This window comes from Ectothiorhodospira variabilis, from assembly GCF_022227625.1.
Taxonomy (GTDB): Bacteria; Pseudomonadota; Gammaproteobacteria; order Ectothiorhodospirales; family Ectothiorhodospiraceae; genus Ectothiorhodospira; species Ectothiorhodospira haloalkaliphila.
The window spans coordinates 21,424-42,936 of sequence record NZ_JAJNAO010000013.1 but is presented as its reverse complement, the minus strand read 5'-3'; the positions used below and the strand labels follow the sequence as shown (position 1 = coordinate 42,936).

The window sequence follows — 21,513 nt, the reverse complement described above, 5'->3', positions numbered from 1 at the left end:
ATGGATCTTTCCCGTGTGGGCCGTGAATGAGCCGGGGCTTATAGTTCCGGAAACGGGGGCAATGCTCCCGACCCAGGCCCAAAGGGGGAAAGAATGATGGAAATCGGATATGTTTTCGTGGTCGTGGTCAGTCTGGCCATCGGTTTTTCGATGGGGTTCGTGTTCGCGGCCATGCTGCACGTGGGCGGCACGTCCTGATCGCGACGCTTGATGGGTAGCGCCTGCCAGGGGATGAGCGGGGCGGACGTCGTCCGCTAGAGATCCAGGATGCGCGAAGAGGAGGTGCGAATGGCCAGGACAGTCGGGGAAATCCCGCATTGGCAGCGTTGGGTAATCTCCCTGGGTCTTGGCGCGGTCGCGCTGTTGTTCAACAGCTTGACGGCGGATCTGCTGTATCTGCCCGTGGGGGAGCTTAAGCTCCAGCTGTTGCCCGGTCTTGCCGTCGGGCTCCTTCTGTTCATTCTGTTCGGGCTGCCCCATGCCGTTCTGGGGCTGATGCTGGCGGCCCTCCCCACCCTGTGGCTCTGGAACACCTGGCTGGCCTTGCCCATCCTGTTGGCCGAGTTGCTGTTGGTGGCCTGGCTGGTGGAGCGCCGTGGCGTGGATCTGCCGCTGGCGGTGTTGCTTTTCTGGGCCGCCCTGGGGTTGCCGCTCTGGTGGATGCTGGTGCATGTGGATCCGCGCCTGGACATGATCACCGGTGCGGTGGTGCTGTTCAAGCAGGCCCTTGCCGCGGTGGTGCTGGCGGCGATGGTGGGCCTGATGGTTCTGCTGCTGGTGCGCACCCGCGAGTCGATCCGCACCGCGCTGATGCCGCGGGTGTATGCCCTGCGCGCCGTGCTGCTCAACATTCTGGTGCTGGTCTCGCTGCTGCCACCCGTGCTCTTTTTCACCCTGCATCTGCAACTCTCGCCAGTGATGGCCATTGCCCAGGTGCCGGCTGCGGAGATGATGCATTATCTGGCGGGCGCCACTGTGTTGCTGGTGGTCTGCCTGCTGTTGTCGTTTGTGCTGAGCGATCTCATCATCAACCGCCCGCTGAAGCAGACGACCGAGGCGGCCTTGAGGATCGGTGAGCAATTTTTCATGCCCAGGATTCCTTCCCGGATGCTGGAGCCCGATTCCCTGAACGTGGCCCTGGTCTCCATGGCGGAGCACCTGCGGGCGGAGCGCACGCAGCTGGAGCGACAGACCCGGCGGCTGGAGCGTATTGTTTACCGATCTCCGATTGCCATCTGGTGCGGTCAGCTCAGGCCGGACTGCAGTATCCAGACCACCTTCACCAACGGGGCGGTGGAACAGATCACCGGGTTGAAGGCCATTCCCTCATCGGAGGCCTTTTTTGATCGTCTGCACGATGTGGATGCGGAAAAACTGTCTGCCATGCTGTCAACGCTCACCCAGCGTGGTCACGTGAACGGGGAGTTGCGCTTGCGTGAATCTCCGGACCGTTACCGATGGGTGTACATGGGCATGAACCTGATTGAGACCCCGCCGGATGATCCCGCCGAAGTGGTGGCTCTCATGATGGACATCAGTGAGAGCAAATTCAGTCAGTCGCAACTGGTGCAGGCGGCCAAGATGGCCACCCTGGGCGAGATGACGACGGGCGTGGCCCATGAGCTGAATCAGCCCCTTCAGGTCATTCAGCTTGCTGCGGACAACGCCCATGAGGCACTGGTGGAGGATGGTGCCACGCCGGAGACGGTGGAGTATGTCAAGGCCCGGCTCCAGCGGGTGACCCATCAGGCGCGCCGTGCCGCCGACATCATCGACCACATGCGGGTGTTCGGCAGACGCTCCGAGGAGGAGGATCATGCCATCGCCCTGTCCGACGTGGTGGATGGCGTGCTGTCACTGATGGGGCAGCAGCTTACGGTGAGCGGTGTGCAGGTGGAAGTGAATCATGCCTCCCCACCCGCCATGGTGTTCAGCCGGCTGCAACCCCTGGAGCAGGTGTTGCTGAACTGCGTGAGCAATGCCCGCGACGCGCTGCGTGCACAGGTGGCCCGAAACGATCAGAGTGGGGACATGGATTACCGGGCACGCCTGCGGATTCGGACCTTTGTGCGCGTGGAAAAGGGCGAGCGGCAGGCGGTGATGGAGGTCGCCGATAACGGCGGCGGCATCCCCCGGCATGCCATGGAGCATCTCTTCGAGCCCTTCTTCACCACCAAACCGGTGGGACAGGGCACGGGACTGGGATTGTCCATCAGCTACGGCATCATGCGTGACCTGGGAGGCCGCATCGATTGCTGGAACGAGGCCGGAGGCGCCGTGTTTTCCTTTGTATTGCCCGCAGTCGAGGTGCCGGCAAATGACGTCCATATGGCTTGAACGCTCGGGCACCCGCGAGGGGCTCGCCACCGTGCTGGAACGGGCCCATCGGGCGCCCGGGGTGCAGGGCTTGATGATCCTCTCCTGCGTGGGGGATCACGATGACATCCCCGCTCTGGAAGAGTTGCTGTCCCGGCAGAAGCTGGCGCTGTTCGGCGGCCTGTTTCCGGGGTTGATTTTCAATGGCGAGGAGCTCTCCCGGGGCTCGATCGTCGTGGGCCTGCCGGTGGCGCCGCTGATTTCCACGGTGACCGGGCTGAGCCTTCCCGGGGCGGCCCTGGATGCCCTTTCCAGGGATCTGGCCTGTGATGCGCAGGGGGAGGGCAAATGCACTCTGGTGGCCTTCGTGGATGCCTTTTCCACCCGCATCGCCGACCTGGTATCGGCAATGTTCGACCAGCTGGGACTGGATTGCAACTACCTGGGAGCCGGGGCCGGGGCCCTGGATGGCTCGGGTCGGGCCTGTGTGCTGACCCCGGACGGGGTGATGTCGGATGCTGCTGTTCTGGCCCGCCTGAGCATGCCCTCGTCGATCGGGGTGGCCCATGGGTGGGTGCCCGTGTCAGAGCCGGTGAAGGTGTCTCGGGTCGAGCAAAACCGGGTGATGAGCCTCAATGCGCGTCCTGCATTCGATGTGTATGCCGAGTTGATCAGGGCCCATTCGGGCGTGGAAATCACCCTGGACAACTTCTTTTCCGTGGCGCGCTCCTACCCGCTGGGCATGTGCCGGCTGCGTGGCGAGCGGGTGGTGCGCGATCCCCTGTCGGTGGATGAACAGGGCACGATCACCTGCGTGGCCGACGTGCCCGAAGGCATGTTCGTGGAGTTGTTGCACGGGGCACCACCGGATCTGATCCGGGCGGCCGATCGGGCGGTGGCGCAGGCCGAGGCGGGCTACCCCGGCAGCACGCCACCGGCATTCGGCCTGGTGTGCGACTGCATTTCCAGGGCGCTGTTCATGGCGGATGGGTTCAGCGCGGAGTTGCGTGCCATGCGCCGGGATTACCCGCTGGTGGGGATGCTCTCGGTGGGGGAGATCGCCAACTGTGGCCTTGAGTGTCTGGAGTTCTACAACAAGGCGGTGGTGCTGGGGCTGCTCGCTGAGCGTGAACCGGGATCCGGCCCGTGAATCTGGCGGTCGAGACCCAGGTGCTGCTGCGCATCTCCCTGTCGGTGGGGCGCAGCCTGGATCTGGATACCATGCTGGGCGAGGCGCTCTCCAGCATGGTGCGCATGACCAACAGCCTGGGGGCGGTGGTCATCCAGCGTGATCAGGATGGCCCCGAGCATCACTGGTTGGTAGCCCGCGCAGTACCCATGCGCATGGGCCGTGATCGTTTGTTTTCCGGCTTTCTGGTGGCGCATCCGCCCCGGGTGCTGTGGCAACGCCTGGAGGCCCGGGATGGGCATGGCATGGAGGTGTTCTCCCGGGGAGAACACACCTTTCATGTGTTCAAGCTGCCCGGCTACGGGTTGCTGATACTGCTGGCGGCCGGTGAGCCGTTTTCCCGCTCCTTTTGTGAGTCGTTTGGCGCCGTGGCCGACAAGCTGGCGCAATCCTGCCTGGCCTGTCGGCAAAACCAGGAACTGGAGCGGTGGGGGCATTTCGAACGGCTGCTCACCCATTTTTCCCTGCGTTTCATGAATGCCCGGGAGTCCGAGCTGGATCCTTTGATCAATGAGGGTCTGGAGAGGATCGGTCGCCTGGTACGGGCCGATCGGGCATTCCTGTTCACCTACGACCTGGAGGCCTACACCGCCACCAACACCCATGAGTGGTGTGCCGAAGGTGTGAGCAGCGAGATCGCCAATCTGCAACAGACGCCGCTGCACGGCCTGGAGGCCTGGGTGAATGCCCACCGCGCCGGCGAGGTATACAACGTGCCGGATGTGCATGCCCTGAGTGAGGATGATCCGCTTCGCCATGTGCTGGGGCCCCAGGGGATCAAGAGCAATATCACCATTCCCATCATGGGGGGCGAACACTGTGAGGGCTTCGTGGGCTTTGATGCCGTCAGGGCTCATCGCGCATGGGGCAGCCTGGACGTGGCCATCTTGCGCACCATGGCCGACATGTTCGCCAATGCCGAGATCCGGCGTCGTCAGCAACGGGAGATTCGTCGTGCCCAGCGGGCCTTGATCCACTCCCGCGACAAGGCCAATGAACTGGCCATGGAGGCGAAGGCGGCCAGCGAGGCCAAGTCACGCTTTCTGGCAACGGTGAGCCACGAGATCCGTACCCCGATCACGGCCATGATGGGTTTGGCCGAAATGCTGCTGGACTCGCCCCTGAACAGCCGTCAGCAGCGCCATGCCCGGTCCCTGCTCAAGTCCGGAGAGGCCCTGCGCAGGATCATCAATGACATCCTGGACTTCAGTGAGATCGAGGCGGGCAGGGTGCGCATTCATCCCGAACCGGTGGAGCTGGCGCGCCTGATTCGGGAGAGCCTGCAGTTGCTGGAGCCCTCCGCGCGGGCGCGGGGTAACCGGCTATCGGTGATGCTCACCGATGATCTGCCCAAGGGCGTGATGGTGGATCCGGTGCGGGTGCGTCAGATGCTCTGGAACCTGGTGGGCAATGCCATCAAGTTCACTGAGCTTGGCCGTATCGCCGTGAGCGTATGCCAGGATCTGGATGCCGCTCCCCCGTCGGAGTCGGGCAGGCACTGTTTGCGGTTTGAGGTGACGGATACGGGCATCGGCATTGATGACTCGGTGCGGGAGCGATTGTTCGAGCCCTTTTTCCAGGCCTCCCAGAAGGGCATGACACGCGTTGGAGGAACGGGCCTGGGGCTGCCCATCGTGAAGAACCTGGTGCGGGCCATGGGCGGAGACATGGGGGTGGAGAGCAAAAAGGATGTGGGCACCCGGGTGTGGTTTCGGTTATCACTGCCACCAGCCAACGTTGATGAGGCGGATGCCACCGGGCGCTTCAAGGCATTGCCGCCGCAGACTCTGACGCGGAAAACACCGGGAACGCCTTCTGCAGAAGGCGAAGGGGATGGTGGGGCATCCCGTGTGCCCAAGGTGTTGGTGGTGGAGGACGATGAAGACGTGCGCGAACTGTTAGCGGAAACCCTGGAACGACTGGGATGCCAGGTGGAGTTGTTGAGCAACGGTGCTGAGGCGGTGGCCTATGGTAAGGAGCGGGGGCTTGGGCATGTGGATCTGGTGTTGATGGACTGCCAGATGCCGGTCATGGATGGCATTCGCGCCACGCGGGAAATTCGCCGTGGCGCGGGCAGGAGTCGGCAGGTGCCCATCATCGCCTTGACGGCGGCGCTCACCAAGGATCAGCGCGAGGCCTATCTGGAGGCGGGCATGGATGACTGGCTGCCCAAGCCTTACACGCGAAAGGAGCTCTCGAGTATGCTGAACAAATGGCTGAATGAAGGCGCGGTCCGTGGAACATAAGCCTCCGATCTGGAGGTAAAACTTCGACAGGCTCAAACAGGCATGGGCTGCCTTTGGAAGTATCGCATCCATTTCGGTTCCATTTCTGCCGCCGATGTTAGTGCGCAGTGTTCTAATGATGAGAACATGATCACTGCCGTCGAGAGCCGCCATGTCCTCACTCAAACCGCCTATCCTGAATCAGGATGAATTGGAGTTCATCGCGTCCATGAACGGGGAAGACACAGTGGGGCCCCTGTCCTCCAGCGCCTCCCAGTTGGACCGGTGGGCACTGATCGTGGAGGACGATCCCCTGGTTCGCAGCGAGCTGGCTTCCGCCATTTCCCGCCAGGGTATCCTGTGCTGGCATGCCTGCCAGCTTGGCGAGGTGCGCCGTCGCATGGACGACGAGACGCCGCCCTCCATCGTTTTCCTGGATCTGCGCCTGCCGGATGGAAACGGCATGGAACTGCTCAAGGACAGCCGATTCCAGCGCTGGAAGAAATTTCACGGCGTGCAGGTGGTGGTGATCACCGGGCATGGCACGGCGGCCCTGGCCGAGGAGGCCGAGGGGCAGGGCGCGCTGGCATTCCTGAATAAGCCCGTATCACTGCGTCAACTCAAGGCCATAACCCTTGAGGGGTTGAATCGCCGCGAGGTAGAACTGGGTCAGGATGGGCATTTATGAGTTCAATGGCCCTCAAGCCAGATGACCATCCCGATGACAGCAAGGCATCTTCTGCATTGGTCTCAAGGGATGAGGCCGATACGCTTTGTGTGCTGTTGGTGGACGACGAGGTGGCCATCTGCCAGGAAGTGGGCGATTACCTGAAACGCCTGGGCATCCGCGCGTTTGCCTGCGACTGCGTGGCCACGGCCCTGGATCTGCTCAGGGAGGGGTTGGACCCGGACTGTATTCTGGTGGACATCATGATGCCGGATAACGACGGCTTCGTGCTGATTGACCATGCACGCCATCATGCCGCCGAGGCGTGCCGTGTGCCGGCCGGTGTCGTCGCCATGACCGGCGGTGCCGACCACGAACTGGTGCGCCGCCTGTTCCGTCGTGGCGTGGATGATTTCCTGCTCAAGCCGGTATCCATGCCGGATGTACGCAATGCGGTACTGCGCAGTTGCGGACTCACCCGCCTGCGGCGTCGTTTCGCCGCCGATTACCTGGCCAGCGACGACCGCGGCGAGGGCTATCCGAGGACCGCCCGGGATGCCTGGATGCTGTTGTATGGGCTGGTGCCAGACCAGAACATCGACGACATCCTCTCCTGCGTCAGCGAGGATCGCATTCTGCCGCCTCTGGTGATCTAGGATCCAGTCCGGCCTGTATTTCCATTTCGGGGTGTATGAGCCAGGTCTGGTAGGCTTCCGGTGAGCCCTGCTCGATGGTCTGCCGGGGATAGGCATCCGACAGGGTTTCGTACACGAGTTCCAGGCCGGTCTTTCTCTCCAGGGCGGACAGGGCCTGGCGGGGCTGGCCGGCACCCAGGGTGTGGCGCTGGGCCCGGTCTATTCCCTGTATGCGCCGGCCATGCCAGTAGCGACCGCTGCGGTAGACGACCCAGCGTTCGCGGATGTTGTCCACGTCCGCCAGATCCCTGACCGGATAACCGGCCTCGGCCGCCAGGAATCCGCCTCGCAGCCCACCCGCGCTGGAGGGGAGGATCAGGGTGGCCTGTTCCATGAGCAGGGGTTCGCGCATGAGCCGCTCCACGCTGCAATACGCCGGTTCGCCCTGCGCGGGGATGAGCAGCAATTGCTCGTGCGGGCGTTGCCTTGCGTAGTTCTTGAGAAAACGATGCACGGTGCTCTGTGTGGTGTGCAGGCGCTCCCGGGGCTGCACCGGGAAGGTGTTCAACCACCGTGGCACGTCTTGGATCAGCGGCAGGTTGGAACGCCAGAGCATGGTCGTGGTGGGCTGGCCTTTGCTGGCAATGTGGTGAATGTGCGCGTTATCCTCGGTGCGCTCAAGCTGGATCACCACGCCGTCACGGGGGCGGGCGGAGCGGTTCACGCGAGAAGCGCGCCACGCCTGCTGGCATTCGCTGGCATGGTCGAAGATGCCCACGTCCACATCCAGGTCGCCCACCCATCGGTATTCGTCGGTGCACAGCAGATACGTGGTTTCCGCGGGGACAGAGCGCGGCTCCGTGAACAGATCCCGCGCCCATAACGACTCGAAGGTGGCGCTGCATTCTGCAGCCCGCTGTTCGCTGCCCACCCGCAGCAAACGGTTGGGGGGCAGGCTGGCTGAAAGGCCCTTGTGAATGGCTTCCGCCTTGGAGGGATCAGTGGTACAGATGAGCACCCATTTGCGCTGGGACTCGAACTGCAATGCCCAGCCAAGCATGGTGCGCACGCTGTTGTCTTCCTGCGTGGGATCCATCACCACGCTGCGTCTTGGGCGCAGCCTCTGGGCCAGCCGGTGATCCGCGCGGTCATGCGCATCCAGACCCAGCACGCTCGTCTCGGGGTCGGCCAGGGGGGCGGATGCCCCGGTGGCAAGGCTCAGGTGTCCCTGGGGCCAGAGACACAGGGCGCCGTCTTGCGGCACACCGATCTGCCTGGCCAGGCTTTGCAGCGTGTTCAGCGGCGGGTTGGGAACCATGTGGATCGGTAACGCATCGAAAAACACGATAGTGGCTGTCCGGTCGGAGTCATCGCCTTCGGGCGATGGCGGGTTTTGCCCACCATGCTCTTGAAGACGCAGGGGGGTGGTGCGACCATGAGGTGACAGGGCCTGGAGCCCCTGGAGTACGGGAGTGAGCGGGGTGGTGGCCCCGAAGCTAAGGTTGGCGGTCACCAGGGCGTTCAGGGCGGCCCTCGCCACCTGGGATTCACTGTCGGACTGGGGCAAGGTGTGCCGCAGGATCACCAGTCGATGGGCGGGGCCGGGCTTTTGATGCAGTGCGGCGAAACCGACGGCGAGTATCCAGATCACCGGCACGGCGCTCTTACCGCAGCCGGAAGGGATTGCCAGGTGCTCGGGAGGCTGGCCTTCCACGAGGCGCTGGAAGAGCCGGAATTGCCAGGGATAGGGTTGCTCTCCCAGCATGGCTCGAAAGGCGCCGCCAAAATATTCTTCCGCGGCCGGATGGTCCGTTGTGGGAGCGGGGTTTTGAAAGGCCAGTGCGTCCAAAGCGGTATCTCTTGTTCAAGTGAGCATGGTGACAAGGCTGACGAGGATGACCAGCATCGCGGCAGAGATGGTGGTCATCAGGGCAACCAGGCACAGTGCGACCAGTAGGGGCAGGGTGTCATGAGTCCGGTTCACGAACTGCTGCTCCCTCGCCCTCTCCGGCATGACCATATAACTGGCTATCACGGGCCTGGGGTGGTCCTGGATGGATGCAGGAGCCATGCCTCGCACTTCGCGGTAGACTTCAATGGGGCGTGGAACTCCGTTCTCCATGACGTGCCTCCGGTGATCTTCGGTGTCTGGAAAAAGATGCCCGTTCCTTTGGTGAAAAAAAACGTGAATTGGGTCCATTTTGGACGGGATGGGGTGGGTCAGGCGCTTCGGATGACCGGTCTTGCGGTGTCATCGTCGGGACCTGGGGCACATGTAAGTCGCAGGGCTTCCGGTGAAAGCTCCAATATGGAGTGAATATTCCTCGAGTAATCCTTAAGTTGGGGCAATATGGGCGCTAGACTCATCCAGATGGAATGAATTTAAGTGATGAGCGTCATTCGGGCGCCGATGCCGTCGCAGTTAACCGGTCACGGTGGTGGCGAATGAGTGTCGTTTTCGTGATCGTTTTCGCTACCGGGCAGGAGGCTGGAAATATCCATGTCGGATGAAGATTGCAAGATCCTGATCCTCGACGACGAGTCGGAGATTCTTGAAGAACTGGGAACGATGGCGTCTCGAGCGGGTTTCAAGCCCATCACCATGGTCAATCCGGAGAAGGCGCTGGGTAAGCTCAAGGAGGACTCCGACATCCGCGTGCTGGTGTCGGATGTGCGCATGCCCGGCTGGGATGGCCTGGATCTGGTGCGCGCGCTCACGCGGGAGCAGGGGGAGGAGCGGGCTGAAATCATTTTCATGAGCGGCTACGCCTCGCGTGATCATGTGCAGCATGCGCTGCGCATGGAGGCGACGGATTTTCTGTTCAAGCCGTTTCGGGAGCAGGAGTTCGTGAAGGCCATCCGCACGGCCCTGCGGCGGGACCTGGAGAGGCGTCAGTTCCGGGAGGTGCTCAACCTCACCCGTGGGCAGCTGAGCAAGATCGAATCACGTCTGCGCTATCTGCATTCGGAAAAGGAAGATGTGGGTCCGGACGGGGAGTCGGATAACGATGCGAGCCTGGCCGGGGGGGCTGGCCGGGATGATCGTCGCGACGACCTGGATCATCTGGAGGAGGGGGCGCACCGTCTGTTGCGCGCCTCGGCCGAGGCGCGCGTGACGCGGGCACGTTTTTTCGATCCCGAGGTGTGCAACGGCGCCACCTGGAACATCCTCATCGACCTGATGATCGCCCGCCTGGCGGGACGCCCCGATTATGTTTCCAGTCTTGCCGTCGGCTCGGGCATTCCTCTCACCACGGCGCTGCGCCACGTGGAGGACCTGGTCTCCCGAGGGCTGGTGCGCAAGGAGCGGGATCCTTCCGATCGCCGACGCGTTTTCCTGTGGCTCACGGACGATGCTGCTCTGCGCATGGAGCAGTTTCTTGAAGAGTGCCTCAACGAGCAGTTGCTTGACCTGTGAAGGATGCTGGCTGTCGCTGGAGCGGTCGTTGTTTTGGTTCAATATCTGCGCTGGTAGCTCACCGCTCCAAGGATGTCCGAGGGGGCACTGGCGCGGTGGCCGGGTTCCTGAATATGGAGGAGGTGGGCCTGTAGGGTGGCGTAGGCGCCAAGGGGGTGGCGCAGGCCCAGCTCCAGATTACGCTGACGGCCGTCGGGCGCCAGGTCGGCGGTGATGTGGTCATAAAGGATCCGACCATCCATGGTGCGCCCGCTGGGGATCCGCAAGTGGGCGCGGGCTTGATGAACCCGCAGGGGTTCGTGGTACACCAGAACCCACTGGGTATCAGTCTGACGCAGCACCAGACCGGCCGCCGCCTGGCGCAGGGTCATTTGTTCCAGCCTGTGTATAAGACTATCGGGGTGGTCGCGGTCACCCCGGCCCTGCTCGAATTCAGCGAACAGACTCAGTTGCGGAGTGAGGTCGGCTTCCATGCGGCTGTAGATGAATTGGGTCACATGATTGCCACGGGTGTGCAGGGCGCCGCCGCCGGTGCTGCCCATGAGACGATCCTGTTCGGTAACCCGGGCGCTGCCCAGGTGCCAGGTGAGGTGATCGAGAACCCTGAAGGACAACCGGGTGTCCAGGCGTTGCAGAGCGCCTTGGGGGGAGAGCCCGGTTGTATCGCCGGACCAGCCGTAATCGGCGCTCAAGGTGAGACGCTCGTTCAGGCGGTAGTGGCCGCTCAGGCCGGTGAGGGTGTCGTCTTCCGAGAGCCAGTAGGTACCGCCGCTATAGGCCAGCAGGGGCATGTGCTCGGCGGGGTGTCCGGGAGCCGGATTGCCGGCGGCGAATTGGTAGCCGGTGATGCCACCGTGAGTTCTGTGCCAGGTCAGTTGCATGGTGACCGGCATTCCGTCCCCATTGTATTCGGCCAGGGCATGCAGGTTGTGATCATGGTTGTCGTGTTGGAACCGGGTATGGTTCGTGGCCGCGATGGCCTGCTGAACGCGACGGTGCAGTGTGCGGTATGGGTCGTCGGGGGTGCGCAGTCCTGGAGAGAGATCGATCAGGTAATCCCGACCCAGTGCGTCGAATCCGGCCACTTGCGACAGTGCCTGAGGCGGCAGGCGGGCATCGCCAAAGGCGGCGGGCAATTGCAGGTGGGTTTGTCCAGGCTGTGATTGGCTTTCGGCGGTATCCACTGTGGCGCCCATGGCGATTTGCAGCTCACCCTGGGGTGCCAGGGCTGCCTCCAGATTCAGGCGGCCCTGGCCATAGTGATAGAGACCGCAGTCCACGTTACCGCTGTCACCGCAGCTTCGGTCGCCGTAGAGAGGGCTGAAGTGGCGGTCGGCGCTGTCCAGTAGGCGCTGGGTGAGGGTGTTGGCATCCAGGTGTGGCCAGTGGGCGCGCAGGGTGGCGGCCGCCGCAGACACGGCCGGGGCGGCCGCCGAGGTACCGGTCAACCGGGTATAGGCCTGGTCACCACTGCTGTGGGCGGTACGGATTTGCTCGCCGGGTGCCAGAAGGTAGCGTGCCTGGGTGGCGGCATGGCCTCCCGGGTGATTGCTGAAGTCGGCGCGATCGTTGCCGGCCGCATTGAGGGCACCGACGATGATGTACTGGTGGTAGATTGCGGAGCTTGTATGCAACGGCTGGAGCAGGGTGCTTCTGTTGCCAGCACTTTCCACCAGGATCATGTCGCTTGCCGCGGTTTGGCGGATAGCCTCCTCCCGATTGGGTATCTGGGTGAGGTCGGCATTATAGCTGAGATTGAAGACGTCAGCATTTTGGGTGGCAGCATGTCCCATGCCGTGGAGGATGACGCTGCGGGTGGTGTTGCCGTCTTCGGTATTGGAGATCCGGATGTCCATGAGGCGGGCCATGGGGGCATTGCCGGTGCGATTCCCGGCGATGATGCCGGCAACGGCAGTGCCGTGGGGGTTGTGGGGGGGTGCCCGTGACTGGTCGTGGTCGGCGGTGGCGGTGTTTGAGCCGTTGTGTTCGGAGTGGCTGTACACGGCATCGTATTGATGAATGATCCGGCCGGTGAGTTCCTGGTGGGTGTGGCGCAGACCGGTATCGGCCACCGCGACGAGGCTTTCTCCCTGGTTGAGTTGGGTGGCCGGCGGTGCGCTGTCGTCCTGCTGAGTCCGGTCGGCTATGCCTCCACCCTGGTTTGGATCGGTACGGACGTTCTTGCCACCGCTGCCACCTCCGCAGCCTGGGAGTAGTGTGAGGGTCAGTAGGAGCGTGAGCGTGATGCAAACGGTTTTTCGGTGGATGGAGCGGTGGCGGACGTAGGACATGACCGTGCCTCGAGCAGTATCGCGGGCTGCGAGTGGCTTGGAACGGACGTGCCTGTCCGGCCTGACGGTGTGACCGGGTGTCGGTTTTGGTTGTCAGGCAGGAGTCAAGTTAAATCAAATCCATAATGGTGTGTTCTCCGGTTGGTGGGGGAAAATGTACCGCTGATCAGAATGCTTGGAATTGGTGGTTAATCCCTGTTTTTTTTATATATTTTCAGGGATTGAAATGCATGGGGGGAGAGGAGGGGAGGGAGATGCATCCGAAGTGGATGGTTTCGATTGTCAACCTGGGTGACATTGGATCTGTGCTGACCAGCGGCAGCAAACCCGCTCGAACCGGACAGCTACCCAGCTTTTGGACTCAGCTCGGGAAGGCCTGTCAATCTCGCCCCAAGAGGGCGGGATTGAAGGCCTCCAATAGTGTGGGGTGTCACAGTAGGCGGCGACGGTCTGCATTTCACCGTACGCCTCTGCAATCAAACGATATGTTGAGTGATTGGGGGGGTGGACAGGAGGGGTATTCACCCGACAACATGGCCTCACCATGGACTCCGTTGTCCATGAGGTGACCGCGCCCAAAGAGGCAGAAAACACACAGGGCTGGTTCGGCACAAAGTGACCACGCCACTCGGGGGAGCCCAGGGCATGGAAACGGTCTGTCACAGTGTCCCGGCCCGAGATGCGCGTTGAGGAGAATCAAGTGGCCGAGCGCGGAAGTTTATTGACCCACCGCCTGCGCCTTCCTGTGCTTTTGCTTTTGATGTTCTGCACGTCCCACCAGATCCTGGCAGAGGAGGATACATCCGGGGATGCACTCAGCGAAGCTGAAAGACAGACCTCCCACCCCCAGCCAGACAAGTCTGACGACACCCGGATCCTGTTTGCTGCAGACAAGCAGGAGGCCTGGGAAGCGCATGAGCATGCACTTGGACGATCTCCGGTCAGCCGCCGTGACACTTTTGATTTCAAGGATTTTGCCGTGATGGACGACCAGGGTCTCGAGGTGGACATCCAGGATCCACCAAGAAGCCTGGCGGTCGGCATCCAGTCCTCAAGCCCCCTGGTGCCGGTGCCGAGACTGGACGAGGGCAGGACGGCAGTCCTCACGTTCTTCTTTGATCCAGAACATACGGATCACGCGATTTTTGCCCTGGTTGCCGACACCCGGTTTCCATCAGCAGGCGCTCTCAGGGGGAGTGCGGTGGCAGATCATGACGTTCAGGTGCGCCTGGAGAAAGGCGGAGATGCCTCCGGCTACCGGTGCGAGTTGTCCATCCGGGATCAGGATGCCCTCGTTCATGATGGGTGTGGTGGTTCATCCGAGGAAGAGGGCCAGATCGCTCTGGCGCTGCATCCTGATGGTGGCCTGGAATTGCGGGATGTACGGGGAAATCCCTTGCTCGTGAGCAGGATACCTGATGCACAAACTCACCCGGCCCCGTCCGGGTGGCATCCACATGCCGTGGCGGAGGCACCCGAGGAGGGCGCGGGTGCCGGTCTTGCATTGACGCAGGTCTCGCTTGCATTTGAACAATTTGACACTGGCGTGCTGCCCTGCATCTTGCATGACGCCGATGTGCAGGAATTGCTTCAGGATCGGGAACCGGGGGTTCAGTGGGACAAATGGACCGATGGCGATGAGGCACTGACCCAGCATGTGCAACGACAGGAAAACACCCTCACGATCAAGGTGCCGGAAGGTGAAGACAGCGCCCGGGTAGGTATTGCCACGCCGGGATCAGTCCTGTGGCCCTGCTTTGGAAGATCCGATGCATCCGCCACACTGGTGCTTGATCTTGACGATCAGAAGACCACCGGCCTCGGGGTGATACTCTCCACCCAGGATGGACTGGGTGAGGATCCTGATCGCAGTTCACGCTTCAAATTGACGTGGCAGGGGCCTGGGGGAGAAAAACCGGGAATGCGGGCTCAACGCCTGGTCGGCACTGGTGTCGAATCCGTGGTCGAGCAACCATCTCTGGAGGTGCCCGGCGAGGTACGCCTGAAGTTGACCGTTGGGGGCGTTCTGATTGAGGCCGATGGTCTCCCTGCCAAGCAATTGGACTGGCCGGAGTTAAAACCCGGGCAACCCTTGCGAGCCTGGATTCATGCGCTTCCGTCAAGCGGATCCCAGCCTTCCTTGCTTGGGCTGCAGCAGATACGGCTGGAGCATGATCCCGGCACTGAAGAGTTCAGGACCGATCCAGCGCCCGGCGTGGATCCCTTGCCCATGACCACACGCTTTTCCAGGGACATGGGAGAGGAATGGGAGCCCTCCACCCGCCAGGGACGTTCCGGGCACTTTGATTCAGACACGTCCTTCGGTTCGAAAGGCATGCAGGTGTCCATTGATGCCTCCGCCCCTGGCAAGGTTTCCGGGATTCGCTCCACCCACCGCCTGGTGGACATTGATGATCGGGTGGAAGAAACCCCCTACCGATTGCGCTTCAACGTGGATCCGGAAGATTTTACCGGTATGGAGATCTGGCTGGCGCGCAGTGCTGGTCGGACCGAAAACAACCTCGATAGCGATCAGGTCGAACTGGTGCGTCATCAGGATGGGCGACTGGCCGACCATCTTGAAATCCGCATCAGCAGCGCAGGGCGTAGCGTCTGGTCTCGTGTGATGGATCCTGAGCAGGTGGCGCAAGCTTGGGATGGCACGGTGAATATTGACCTCGGCGAAGAGTGGATCCGTGCAGGGTTGCCCGGAGTGGCAAGCTTGCGTGCGCCTTTTGGTGTGACTTCCTCCGAACCGTATGTGGCTGTCCGTTCCAGCACGGCCACCAGGCAGGGTATCCCGGCCCGTCTGCAGCTGCACAGCATACAGTCCGGCTGGCTTACCCCGCCGGGCATGGATGGTGTTCAACGGGAACGTCTGACCGATATTGAGGAGTTTTGTCCGGAACGTTTCCTGGAAAATCTGGCCGATAGCCTGCGGCATCAGGAAGGAGCGGATTGATGAGACGCATACTGGATTATGCAGTAACTTCATTCTTGGCCATCATCTTATTGCTTCCCGCCAAGATCCTGGGAGAGTCCGGTGAGCACGGCCAGGAGGATCCTGGGCACATGCCTTCTCTCATTGACCTGGAGGACTTCGAACCGGGTGTGGCTGGATCTGGCCAAAGGATAGAATCGCCCTTCAAAGAGATCGATGACAGCTGGATGGAGTCTGATGAAATTGAATTTGAGCGTGTCAGACGTTGGCTGGGGCAAGCAACGGTCGTTGTCTGGGGAGGGGAAAGAAGGAGATTGGATGATTTAAGTGACGAGCAAAGGAGAACCTTGTGGGATCGCATGGATACCGAACAGAGGCAGCAATTGAGCGACCACTACGGTGAAATGGGAGCCATGGTGGGCCCATGGCGGGTCAGGCCTCGTGAGTGGGGGCGCGAAATGAGCCAGGAGATTGCAGACTGGAGCAGCAAGCAGAGTGGCTGGAAGCAGGCTGTCCAGAAACGCATTGATGGATTCACTCCTACTGAAGTTGGGGAATTCAACAAAAACCTGGACAGCACGCTTGACAGGTATGGAGACCGATTTTCTGAATCCGGGAAAACAGAGCTGAGCGAAACTCGTGATGAGATCAACGAGCTGGGGGCGTTCATCGCTCGACTGGAAGCCGACAAAAGTGCGATTGCTGTCCAGAGTATCAGTAAGGGCTTGCTACAGATTATTGCCGACTACTATGCAGGCCATGCGACCCGTGGTGCGCACCATGCCAGTGAAGCGGTTGCCACCGTCGTCGGAAATATCATGAGCCTCTATGATGAGGCAATGGATGAAGATGAGTTACCCACCGCGGTTGACTTGATCAATGCGCTCGACGAACAGATCGCCGATCTCGAAAAGGAACTGGAGTCGCAGTTGGATAAGGGTAACGCCAGGCTCGCTGAAATGGTTGAGGAGGCCAGTCTCGTTGACTTGACCTTCATGGGAGATGAGGCTGATTTACCTTCTCCCATTGCCATGGAAGGCCCCGATCCGGACGTGGCTGGAGCCACTGCGAGGATAGAGCCGCCCGCTCAGAATAAGGAAGACGCGAGGATGGTTGCCGAGGAGATCCTTTCCCTGGATTACCGGCGACAGAAACAGGTGCTTGAAGAACTGGGCCAGGGGGTGGATTCTGATATTTACACCTGTTTGTGCCGTCGCGGTCATCCAACAGCCGGCACAAGCGCCAGAATGTCCTACCATCCTGAAGCCCACCCGGACTCTGCACCGGGTACGACATGCGGTGATGCCGGGGCACCCTGCATGCGTTCAGGATTCGGCTGCTCACGTCACCCGCTGCCCACAGACCCTGAGATATGGGCACACTGCACCGGCAAGGATGTTGACGTGGAAATGCTTCATGCCGTGGAGGCATGGAGTGCTCGCCGATAAGGCTATCATGCAGGCCTGGATATTGAATTTACTCTGGAACATGCGAGGAGAGCATCATGGGGGAAACCTTGATCGGTATGTTGGTGATGGCCGGGTTCATTGGCTTCATCATCTGGAAAAACAAGGGCAAGGAAAAAAAACAGGAAACGCTTGATGACCTGCATCGCGAGGAGTGGTGGGCAAAAAGAGAAGAAGAGCGCAGACAGGGTCCCACGGTTGTCCGTTCGGAGAGTCGGGATAGCAGGAATGAAAGGGACGATGATGATGACTGATGAGACATTAGGGAGGGGAGTGGGGCCGGTTTTGGTGAAAAAGTGTAATATGAGTGCAGTATAATCGGGTGGAATCAGGTTGTTGGGCCAATATAAGTGTGGGGGGCAGGAATAGGACTGCGGGAGACCGACCTAATAGCGGTCGGATAGAGAGGCGACGTTACCGCCGCCCCGCTACCCGACGGATGGATCCTCAATTCAAGGAGAGCAGCATGCTGGTACCAGACCACCGCATTCGCGAAGAAAACCTCATCATTGACAACGAGACCGGCGAGAAGATCATCGTCGCGTCGAGCGGGTGCTGGGGCAGGGGATTTGTTGGGGGCATGCTTCGTAACAGCCAGTTGGGAGCACTATTGGACGGATGCCGACAAGATCTATAGGTCGAATCGATAGATCAGGCCCACATCGAACTGGGTTTCGGTGGGGTCAATCTTCAGTCGCGTACCATCGTCAGTCCAGGACTCGGAACCGTAATCCGTCCGAAAGGCCTCAGCACTCAGATGAACATTGTCGGATAAGGCAAATCGGGCTCCAAAACCAAACCCCACTCCGCTGAAGTCCTCGTCGTCAGAATCTCGCACACCCGGACCTATCAACGTGAGTTCATAATTTCTTTGCTGGTAGCCCATAGTCCAGTATAGAAGTGTTCTAGGTGTGGCAACATAGCCCAGTTTCGCCTTCACGGCAAAGCCTTTATCTCCCTCAAGATCCCATGTTTCCCGGCCTCCGGGTCCGGATGATGAGAATACCTCCTCGTCCAACGCATTGGCGATGGTATAGCTGACTTCCGCACCAAAATAGACCGGGCTGCCGGGTACTACATAACCGAATCCTGTGCGAAGGTCGAAGCGTGAAAGCATGTCATCCGCGCCGAAACGAATAGTATTTTGTGAAGAAGAGTCGGATACTTCAAACTCTGCATTGATATCCGAGAATAGGCCGACCGCTCCCCCAAGATAAGGCCCCGAAAAAATGCTTTGAGCGTGAAGGCTGCATGGGATTGTCAGAAACCCACCTGACAGGGCCAATGCGAGCAACGAACCTCGCTTATAAAAAAATTGCTTTTCCATCATGGTCCTCCGGTCCTTTTCCCGTGCGTGGACTTCACAAATACGAGAGACTCCAATAGCCAGATGAAGTCTTTCATCTTTCCTTATCAACCCTCATCCTGCCAGCGTATTGACCAGCTGAACAAGTGCCGGGTCTGCCTTGATGGGCGCATCAATAAGTGTTGCCGGGTATTCTTTCCAAGTTGGATTTTATTATGTGATTGACTGCTTGTTTTGATTCGCAATAGGGTGATCAGGGGTACCTTTGAGTGGTGCGTGACTTAACGTGCATATGGCCATTATGGATGATTCCTTGAAATACCCAAGGTCTGATATGCGTCAGAAATAAAGCATGCTGAGGGATCACCACTCAGGTGGCTTGAATTGCCGATGAGGCAGATCTTCGCAAAAAAATCCATTTCGGAGGGGTTATCTGACAGAGTGAGAGCAATGACGTAAGGAAGCGTCTATGCTTTGGGTGGGGAACGTGTTGAGAGGGCAGGGTCATGGAAATCAAGCTCGACGATGCGGCAAGCTATCTGACATCAGATCGGGATGGGGCCAGCTTCATACCCCTGGGGCCGGCGGCACGAAGGCGTTTCACCCTGGCGGATATATCCTTCATACAGCGCCGGACGCGAACCCGGGGCAACAACATCTGGGGGACGTTGGGTCCCTGGGAGGGGGATCAGCACATACCGCTCAAGGGCAACCTGCTTTGCTCGGCCCGGGGCAGCCAGCATTCCGTGTCTGAATACGCCGGGCAGGCAACCCTGGACGAAATCGCCCAAGTGCGGCAAGGACGCGAGGCCTTCTTCAATCGCGACCCGGATTCCGCGGTGCTGGAGCGATATATCAGCCTTGAGGATACCCAACTGACGGCGCAGCTCCGTCAGTTCACGTTCGGTGAAATGCCGTATGGGCGATTGACCGTCTTCGTGCAATCGGACGAAGGAGCGCTGGTTTACCTGCAGCGCATGCCCCGGGGCACCGGGCGAGGCAAGAGGAAACTGCAGGACGCCGATGACTCGCACGTGGAGTACCTGCTTCCGGAACCCACCGATGATGACAACGATTGCGGCGAGCGCGACAGACTGAACTATCGCGTCCCATTGTACCCGGAGCCGGAGTTCGAACTCACCGACGAAGGTGACGCGCTCAGGGGGTTACCGTCGTCGGATTACAAGATGGTCATCAAGGTGCTCGTGTTCAAGCGCCGCAACTCCTCCAGCCACGAGGTGATCAAACGGGCGGCCGCCAGATTGGGTCTGTCGCGCCATAACCTGCTGAGATACCTGCCTGAGTCTTCCGGGTTTGTAGATGTCGGATTCAATCGGATTGAACCGGGTGCGAAAACGCTGCTGCTGCTCCATGGAACCTTCTCCTCCACCGCGGGTACCTTCGGTGATCTTTATGAAAAGGCCGACTTCCTTTCGAGTTTGATGGCGGCTGGCCACTTCGAGCAGATTCTCGCGCTGGATCATGACACCATCTTCGTATCACCGGAGGAGAATGTCAGTCGTTTTGACGAGATCCTTTGCGATCAGCAGTTGCAAAAACCGGTGCGTGCCATCGGTTTTTCACGCGGCGCGCTGGTGCTCAAGCAGATGACCATGAGCAGCCACACGGTGAACATTGAGCATGGCGTTACCGTGGCGGGCGCCAATCACGTCGGCTATTTTTCCGCACTGCGTGGGCTGAAGTGGCTGCTCACGGCCATGCGCCACCTCTCCCCCCCCGGACCCACCCGTACATTCCTGAGCACTCTGGCCCAGCACTCGGATAAGGCGCTTGACCGTCTTGAAGGTTTGCGGGCCATGGATGGAGGGAGCGAAATCAATCAGCGCATCCTCCAGTACGAGGATCCCAATTCGTCGACCACGCTGATCCCCATCACGGGCGCCTTCCATCCGGAACTGGTGACGCCAGGCTGGAGGCGCATCACTCGCCGCAGCCTCAATGCGGCCATCTGCGTTCTGTTGGCCACGCGTCAACATGACTGGGTAGTGGCTGTGCAGGAGCAGGGCAGGGCAGAGCCATTGAGACCAATGCGACCCCCAGATGGCCTGGATCAGCCGATCCGAGGGCTGCACACGCGGATGGTTGGTGATCAATTGGATAACGCATATCTCAAAAAGGCGCTGCTCAGTGAGCCATGCTCGTGCGGCTGACTTCATGCCCAAGGGGCTTGAGTATCCTGCCGGTACAGTGGCAGGCCGTCGGCATACTTGGAGGTGATGAGATAAGCCAGCAGGGAGGGGGGTGGCGATGCACGTGCCCAGCGGATGAACCGGACGGGGTCGGCGACGATACGTTCTTCGCTGTCCTGCTCGAACACGGCCTTTTCCTGCCAGTACTCCAGCACCTTCAGTTGGGCGCGAATAAAGTTCAGTTCCTCTTTCGCCTGGGTGAATAAGGTCTTCACGACCAGCCAACCACCTGGCTGTCAGGGTGGGCGACCGCCTGATCCTGCTGAACCATCCGGTAAACGCCGCGGCGCACTTGTTCGAGGTGACCCTGGCGCCTGAGTTGAGCCAGGCGTTGCGGAAGGTTGTGGGTTGGTAGGCCTTCCTGGGCCGCCCGTTCCCGGATGTCCGCCAGGGTCATCTCCGGGGCCTGGGCGATGATCTGCAACCACTGCTCGGCGGCCTGGGGGCGCTGGATGGATCGGCCCTGCTGCAGGGGGCTGTCCTTGGGCAGGCGTGCGCCGAGCTCGAGGAGTTTACCGTCCAAATGGGCCAGTTCTGCCCGCTGGGCTTCTTGCAGACGTCGCTGCGCCTCCCGCTGACTGCTCAGCAGTTCCCGACGCTCGGCCTTGAGTGCCTGGAGCTGCTCGCGGCGAGTGGCTTCCTGTTGCTCGTATTCTTCGCGCGCCTTTTGCTCTGCCAGTTCGTAGAGTTGCTGGGCGGTGAGGTGATTCAGGGTCTGAGTCATTGATGGATCGTCTGGTGTCGTCTTGATATCGAAAGGTGAATGGGGACGTTCCAGGTCATCATGCCGCCCCTGCCGGGCCGTCATTGGCCGGATACCGGTCCAGGCATCGATATGCCGGTCACTCC

The 21,513-nt window shown here is 60.6% G+C and carries 15 protein-coding genes and 1 pseudogene; 10 read left to right on the top strand and 6 right to left on the bottom strand.

From position 1 onward, the window contains the following. The first annotated feature begins 288 nt into the window (after positions 1–288). The 5 genes from LPW30_RS12440 to LPW30_RS12420 all read left to right on the top strand — a co-directional run bounded on the left by LPW30_RS12440 (position 289) and on the right by LPW30_RS12420 (position 7,053). Positions 289–2,337, top strand: a complete 2,049-nt coding sequence (locus LPW30_RS12440; protein ID WP_239681009.1) for a PAS domain-containing sensor histidine kinase — start codon at positions 289–291, stop codon at positions 2,335–2,337. Continuing rightward, complete coding sequence (locus LPW30_RS12435) at positions 2,318–3,466, top strand: FIST signal transduction protein (protein ID WP_238625326.1); 1,149 nt, start codon at positions 2,318–2,320, stop codon at positions 3,464–3,466. The genes LPW30_RS12440 and LPW30_RS12435 overlap by 20 nt, the downstream gene beginning before the upstream one ends. Continuing rightward, positions 3,463–5,751, top strand: coding sequence for a GAF domain-containing hybrid sensor histidine kinase/response regulator (locus LPW30_RS12430; protein WP_239681008.1), 2,289 nt, complete (start codon positions 3,463–3,465; stop codon positions 5,749–5,751). Before LPW30_RS12435 ends, LPW30_RS12430 begins: the two co-directional genes overlap by 4 nt. A 151-nt stretch (positions 5,752–5,902) precedes the next feature. Next, positions 5,903–6,418 carry a response regulator gene (locus tag LPW30_RS12425; RefSeq protein WP_238625328.1) on the top strand — a complete coding sequence of 172 codons (516 nt, stop codon included), beginning with the start codon at positions 5,903–5,905 and terminating at the stop codon, positions 6,416–6,418. Then, complete coding sequence (locus LPW30_RS12420; RefSeq protein WP_238625329.1) at positions 6,415–7,053, top strand: response regulator; 639 nt, start codon at positions 6,415–6,417, stop codon at positions 7,051–7,053. The genes LPW30_RS12425 and LPW30_RS12420 overlap by 4 nt, the downstream gene beginning before the upstream one ends. Here the strand turns inward: LPW30_RS12420 and LPW30_RS12415 are convergent. Further along, positions 7,016–8,797, bottom strand: coding sequence for a hypothetical protein (locus tag LPW30_RS12415; protein WP_239681007.1), 1,782 nt, complete (start codon positions 8,795–8,797; stop codon positions 7,016–7,018). The genes LPW30_RS12420 and LPW30_RS12415 overlap by 38 nt on opposite strands. A 99-nt stretch (positions 8,798–8,896) precedes the next feature. Next, positions 8,897–9,154 (bottom strand): hypothetical protein, encoded by a 258-nt coding sequence (locus LPW30_RS12410; protein WP_239681006.1) that lies wholly within the window; start codon positions 9,152–9,154, stop codon positions 8,897–8,899. A 378-nt stretch (positions 9,155–9,532) separates the two neighbouring features. Here LPW30_RS12410 and LPW30_RS12405 point away from each other — a divergent pair, with 378 nt between their 5' ends. Further along, positions 9,533–10,450 carry a response regulator gene (locus tag LPW30_RS12405; RefSeq protein WP_238625333.1) on the top strand — a complete coding sequence of 306 codons (918 nt, stop codon included), beginning with the start codon at positions 9,533–9,535 and terminating at the stop codon, positions 10,448–10,450. 38 nt (positions 10,451–10,488) lie between these two features. Here LPW30_RS12405 and LPW30_RS12400 read toward each other — a convergent pair whose 3' ends face one another. Further along, positions 10,489–12,741: a S8 family serine peptidase gene (locus LPW30_RS12400; RefSeq protein ID WP_239681005.1), complete on the bottom strand. Its 2,253-nt coding sequence runs from the start codon at positions 12,739–12,741 to the stop codon at positions 10,489–10,491. 760 nt (positions 12,742–13,501) lie between these two features. Between LPW30_RS12400 and LPW30_RS12395 the strand changes: the two genes are divergently transcribed. From LPW30_RS12395 to LPW30_RS12385, 3 genes are read left to right on the top strand one after another with little or no spacing between them, the layout of a single operon-like run. After that, positions 13,502–15,703 carry a hypothetical protein gene (locus tag LPW30_RS12395; protein ID WP_239681004.1) on the top strand — a complete coding sequence of 734 codons (2,202 nt, stop codon included), beginning with the start codon at positions 13,502–13,504 and terminating at the stop codon, positions 15,701–15,703. After that, complete coding sequence (locus LPW30_RS12390; protein ID WP_239681003.1) at positions 15,703–17,130, top strand: hypothetical protein; 1,428 nt, start codon at positions 15,703–15,705, stop codon at positions 17,128–17,130. The genes LPW30_RS12395 and LPW30_RS12390 overlap by 1 nt, the downstream gene beginning before the upstream one ends. Positions 17,131–17,186: 56 nt before the next feature. After that, positions 17,187–17,402, top strand: a complete 216-nt coding sequence (locus LPW30_RS12385; protein WP_239681002.1) for a hypothetical protein — start codon at positions 17,187–17,189, stop codon at positions 17,400–17,402. Positions 17,403–17,779: 377 nt separating this feature from the next. Here the strand turns inward: LPW30_RS12385 and LPW30_RS12380 are convergent, their stop codons facing one another. Then, positions 17,780–18,478 carry an outer membrane protein gene (locus LPW30_RS12380; RefSeq protein ID WP_238625340.1) on the bottom strand — a complete coding sequence of 233 codons (699 nt, stop codon included), beginning with the start codon at positions 18,476–18,478 and terminating at the stop codon, positions 17,780–17,782. 482 nt (positions 18,479–18,960) lie between these two features. Here LPW30_RS12380 and LPW30_RS12375 point away from each other — a divergent pair, with 482 nt between their 5' ends. Beyond that, on the top strand, positions 18,961–20,625 hold the full coding sequence (locus LPW30_RS12375) for a DUF7379 domain-containing protein (protein ID WP_420797721.1): 1,665 nt from the start codon (positions 18,961–18,963) through the stop codon (positions 20,623–20,625). On the opposite strand, the pseudogene LPW30_RS12370 reads toward LPW30_RS12375, so the two are convergent. Continuing rightward, a pseudogene (locus LPW30_RS12370) lies at positions 20,603–20,876 on the bottom strand (IS66 family transposase); the annotation flags it as partial. The gene LPW30_RS12375 and the pseudogene LPW30_RS12370 overlap by 23 nt on opposite strands. After that, a complete protein-coding gene (locus LPW30_RS12365; RefSeq protein WP_239681001.1) occupies positions 20,876–21,388 on the bottom strand; it encodes a type IV toxin-antitoxin system AbiEi family antitoxin domain-containing protein in 513 nt (170 codons plus the stop codon). The gene LPW30_RS12365 and the pseudogene LPW30_RS12370, both read right to left, overlap by 1 nt. Positions 21,389–21,513 lie beyond the last annotated feature (125 nt).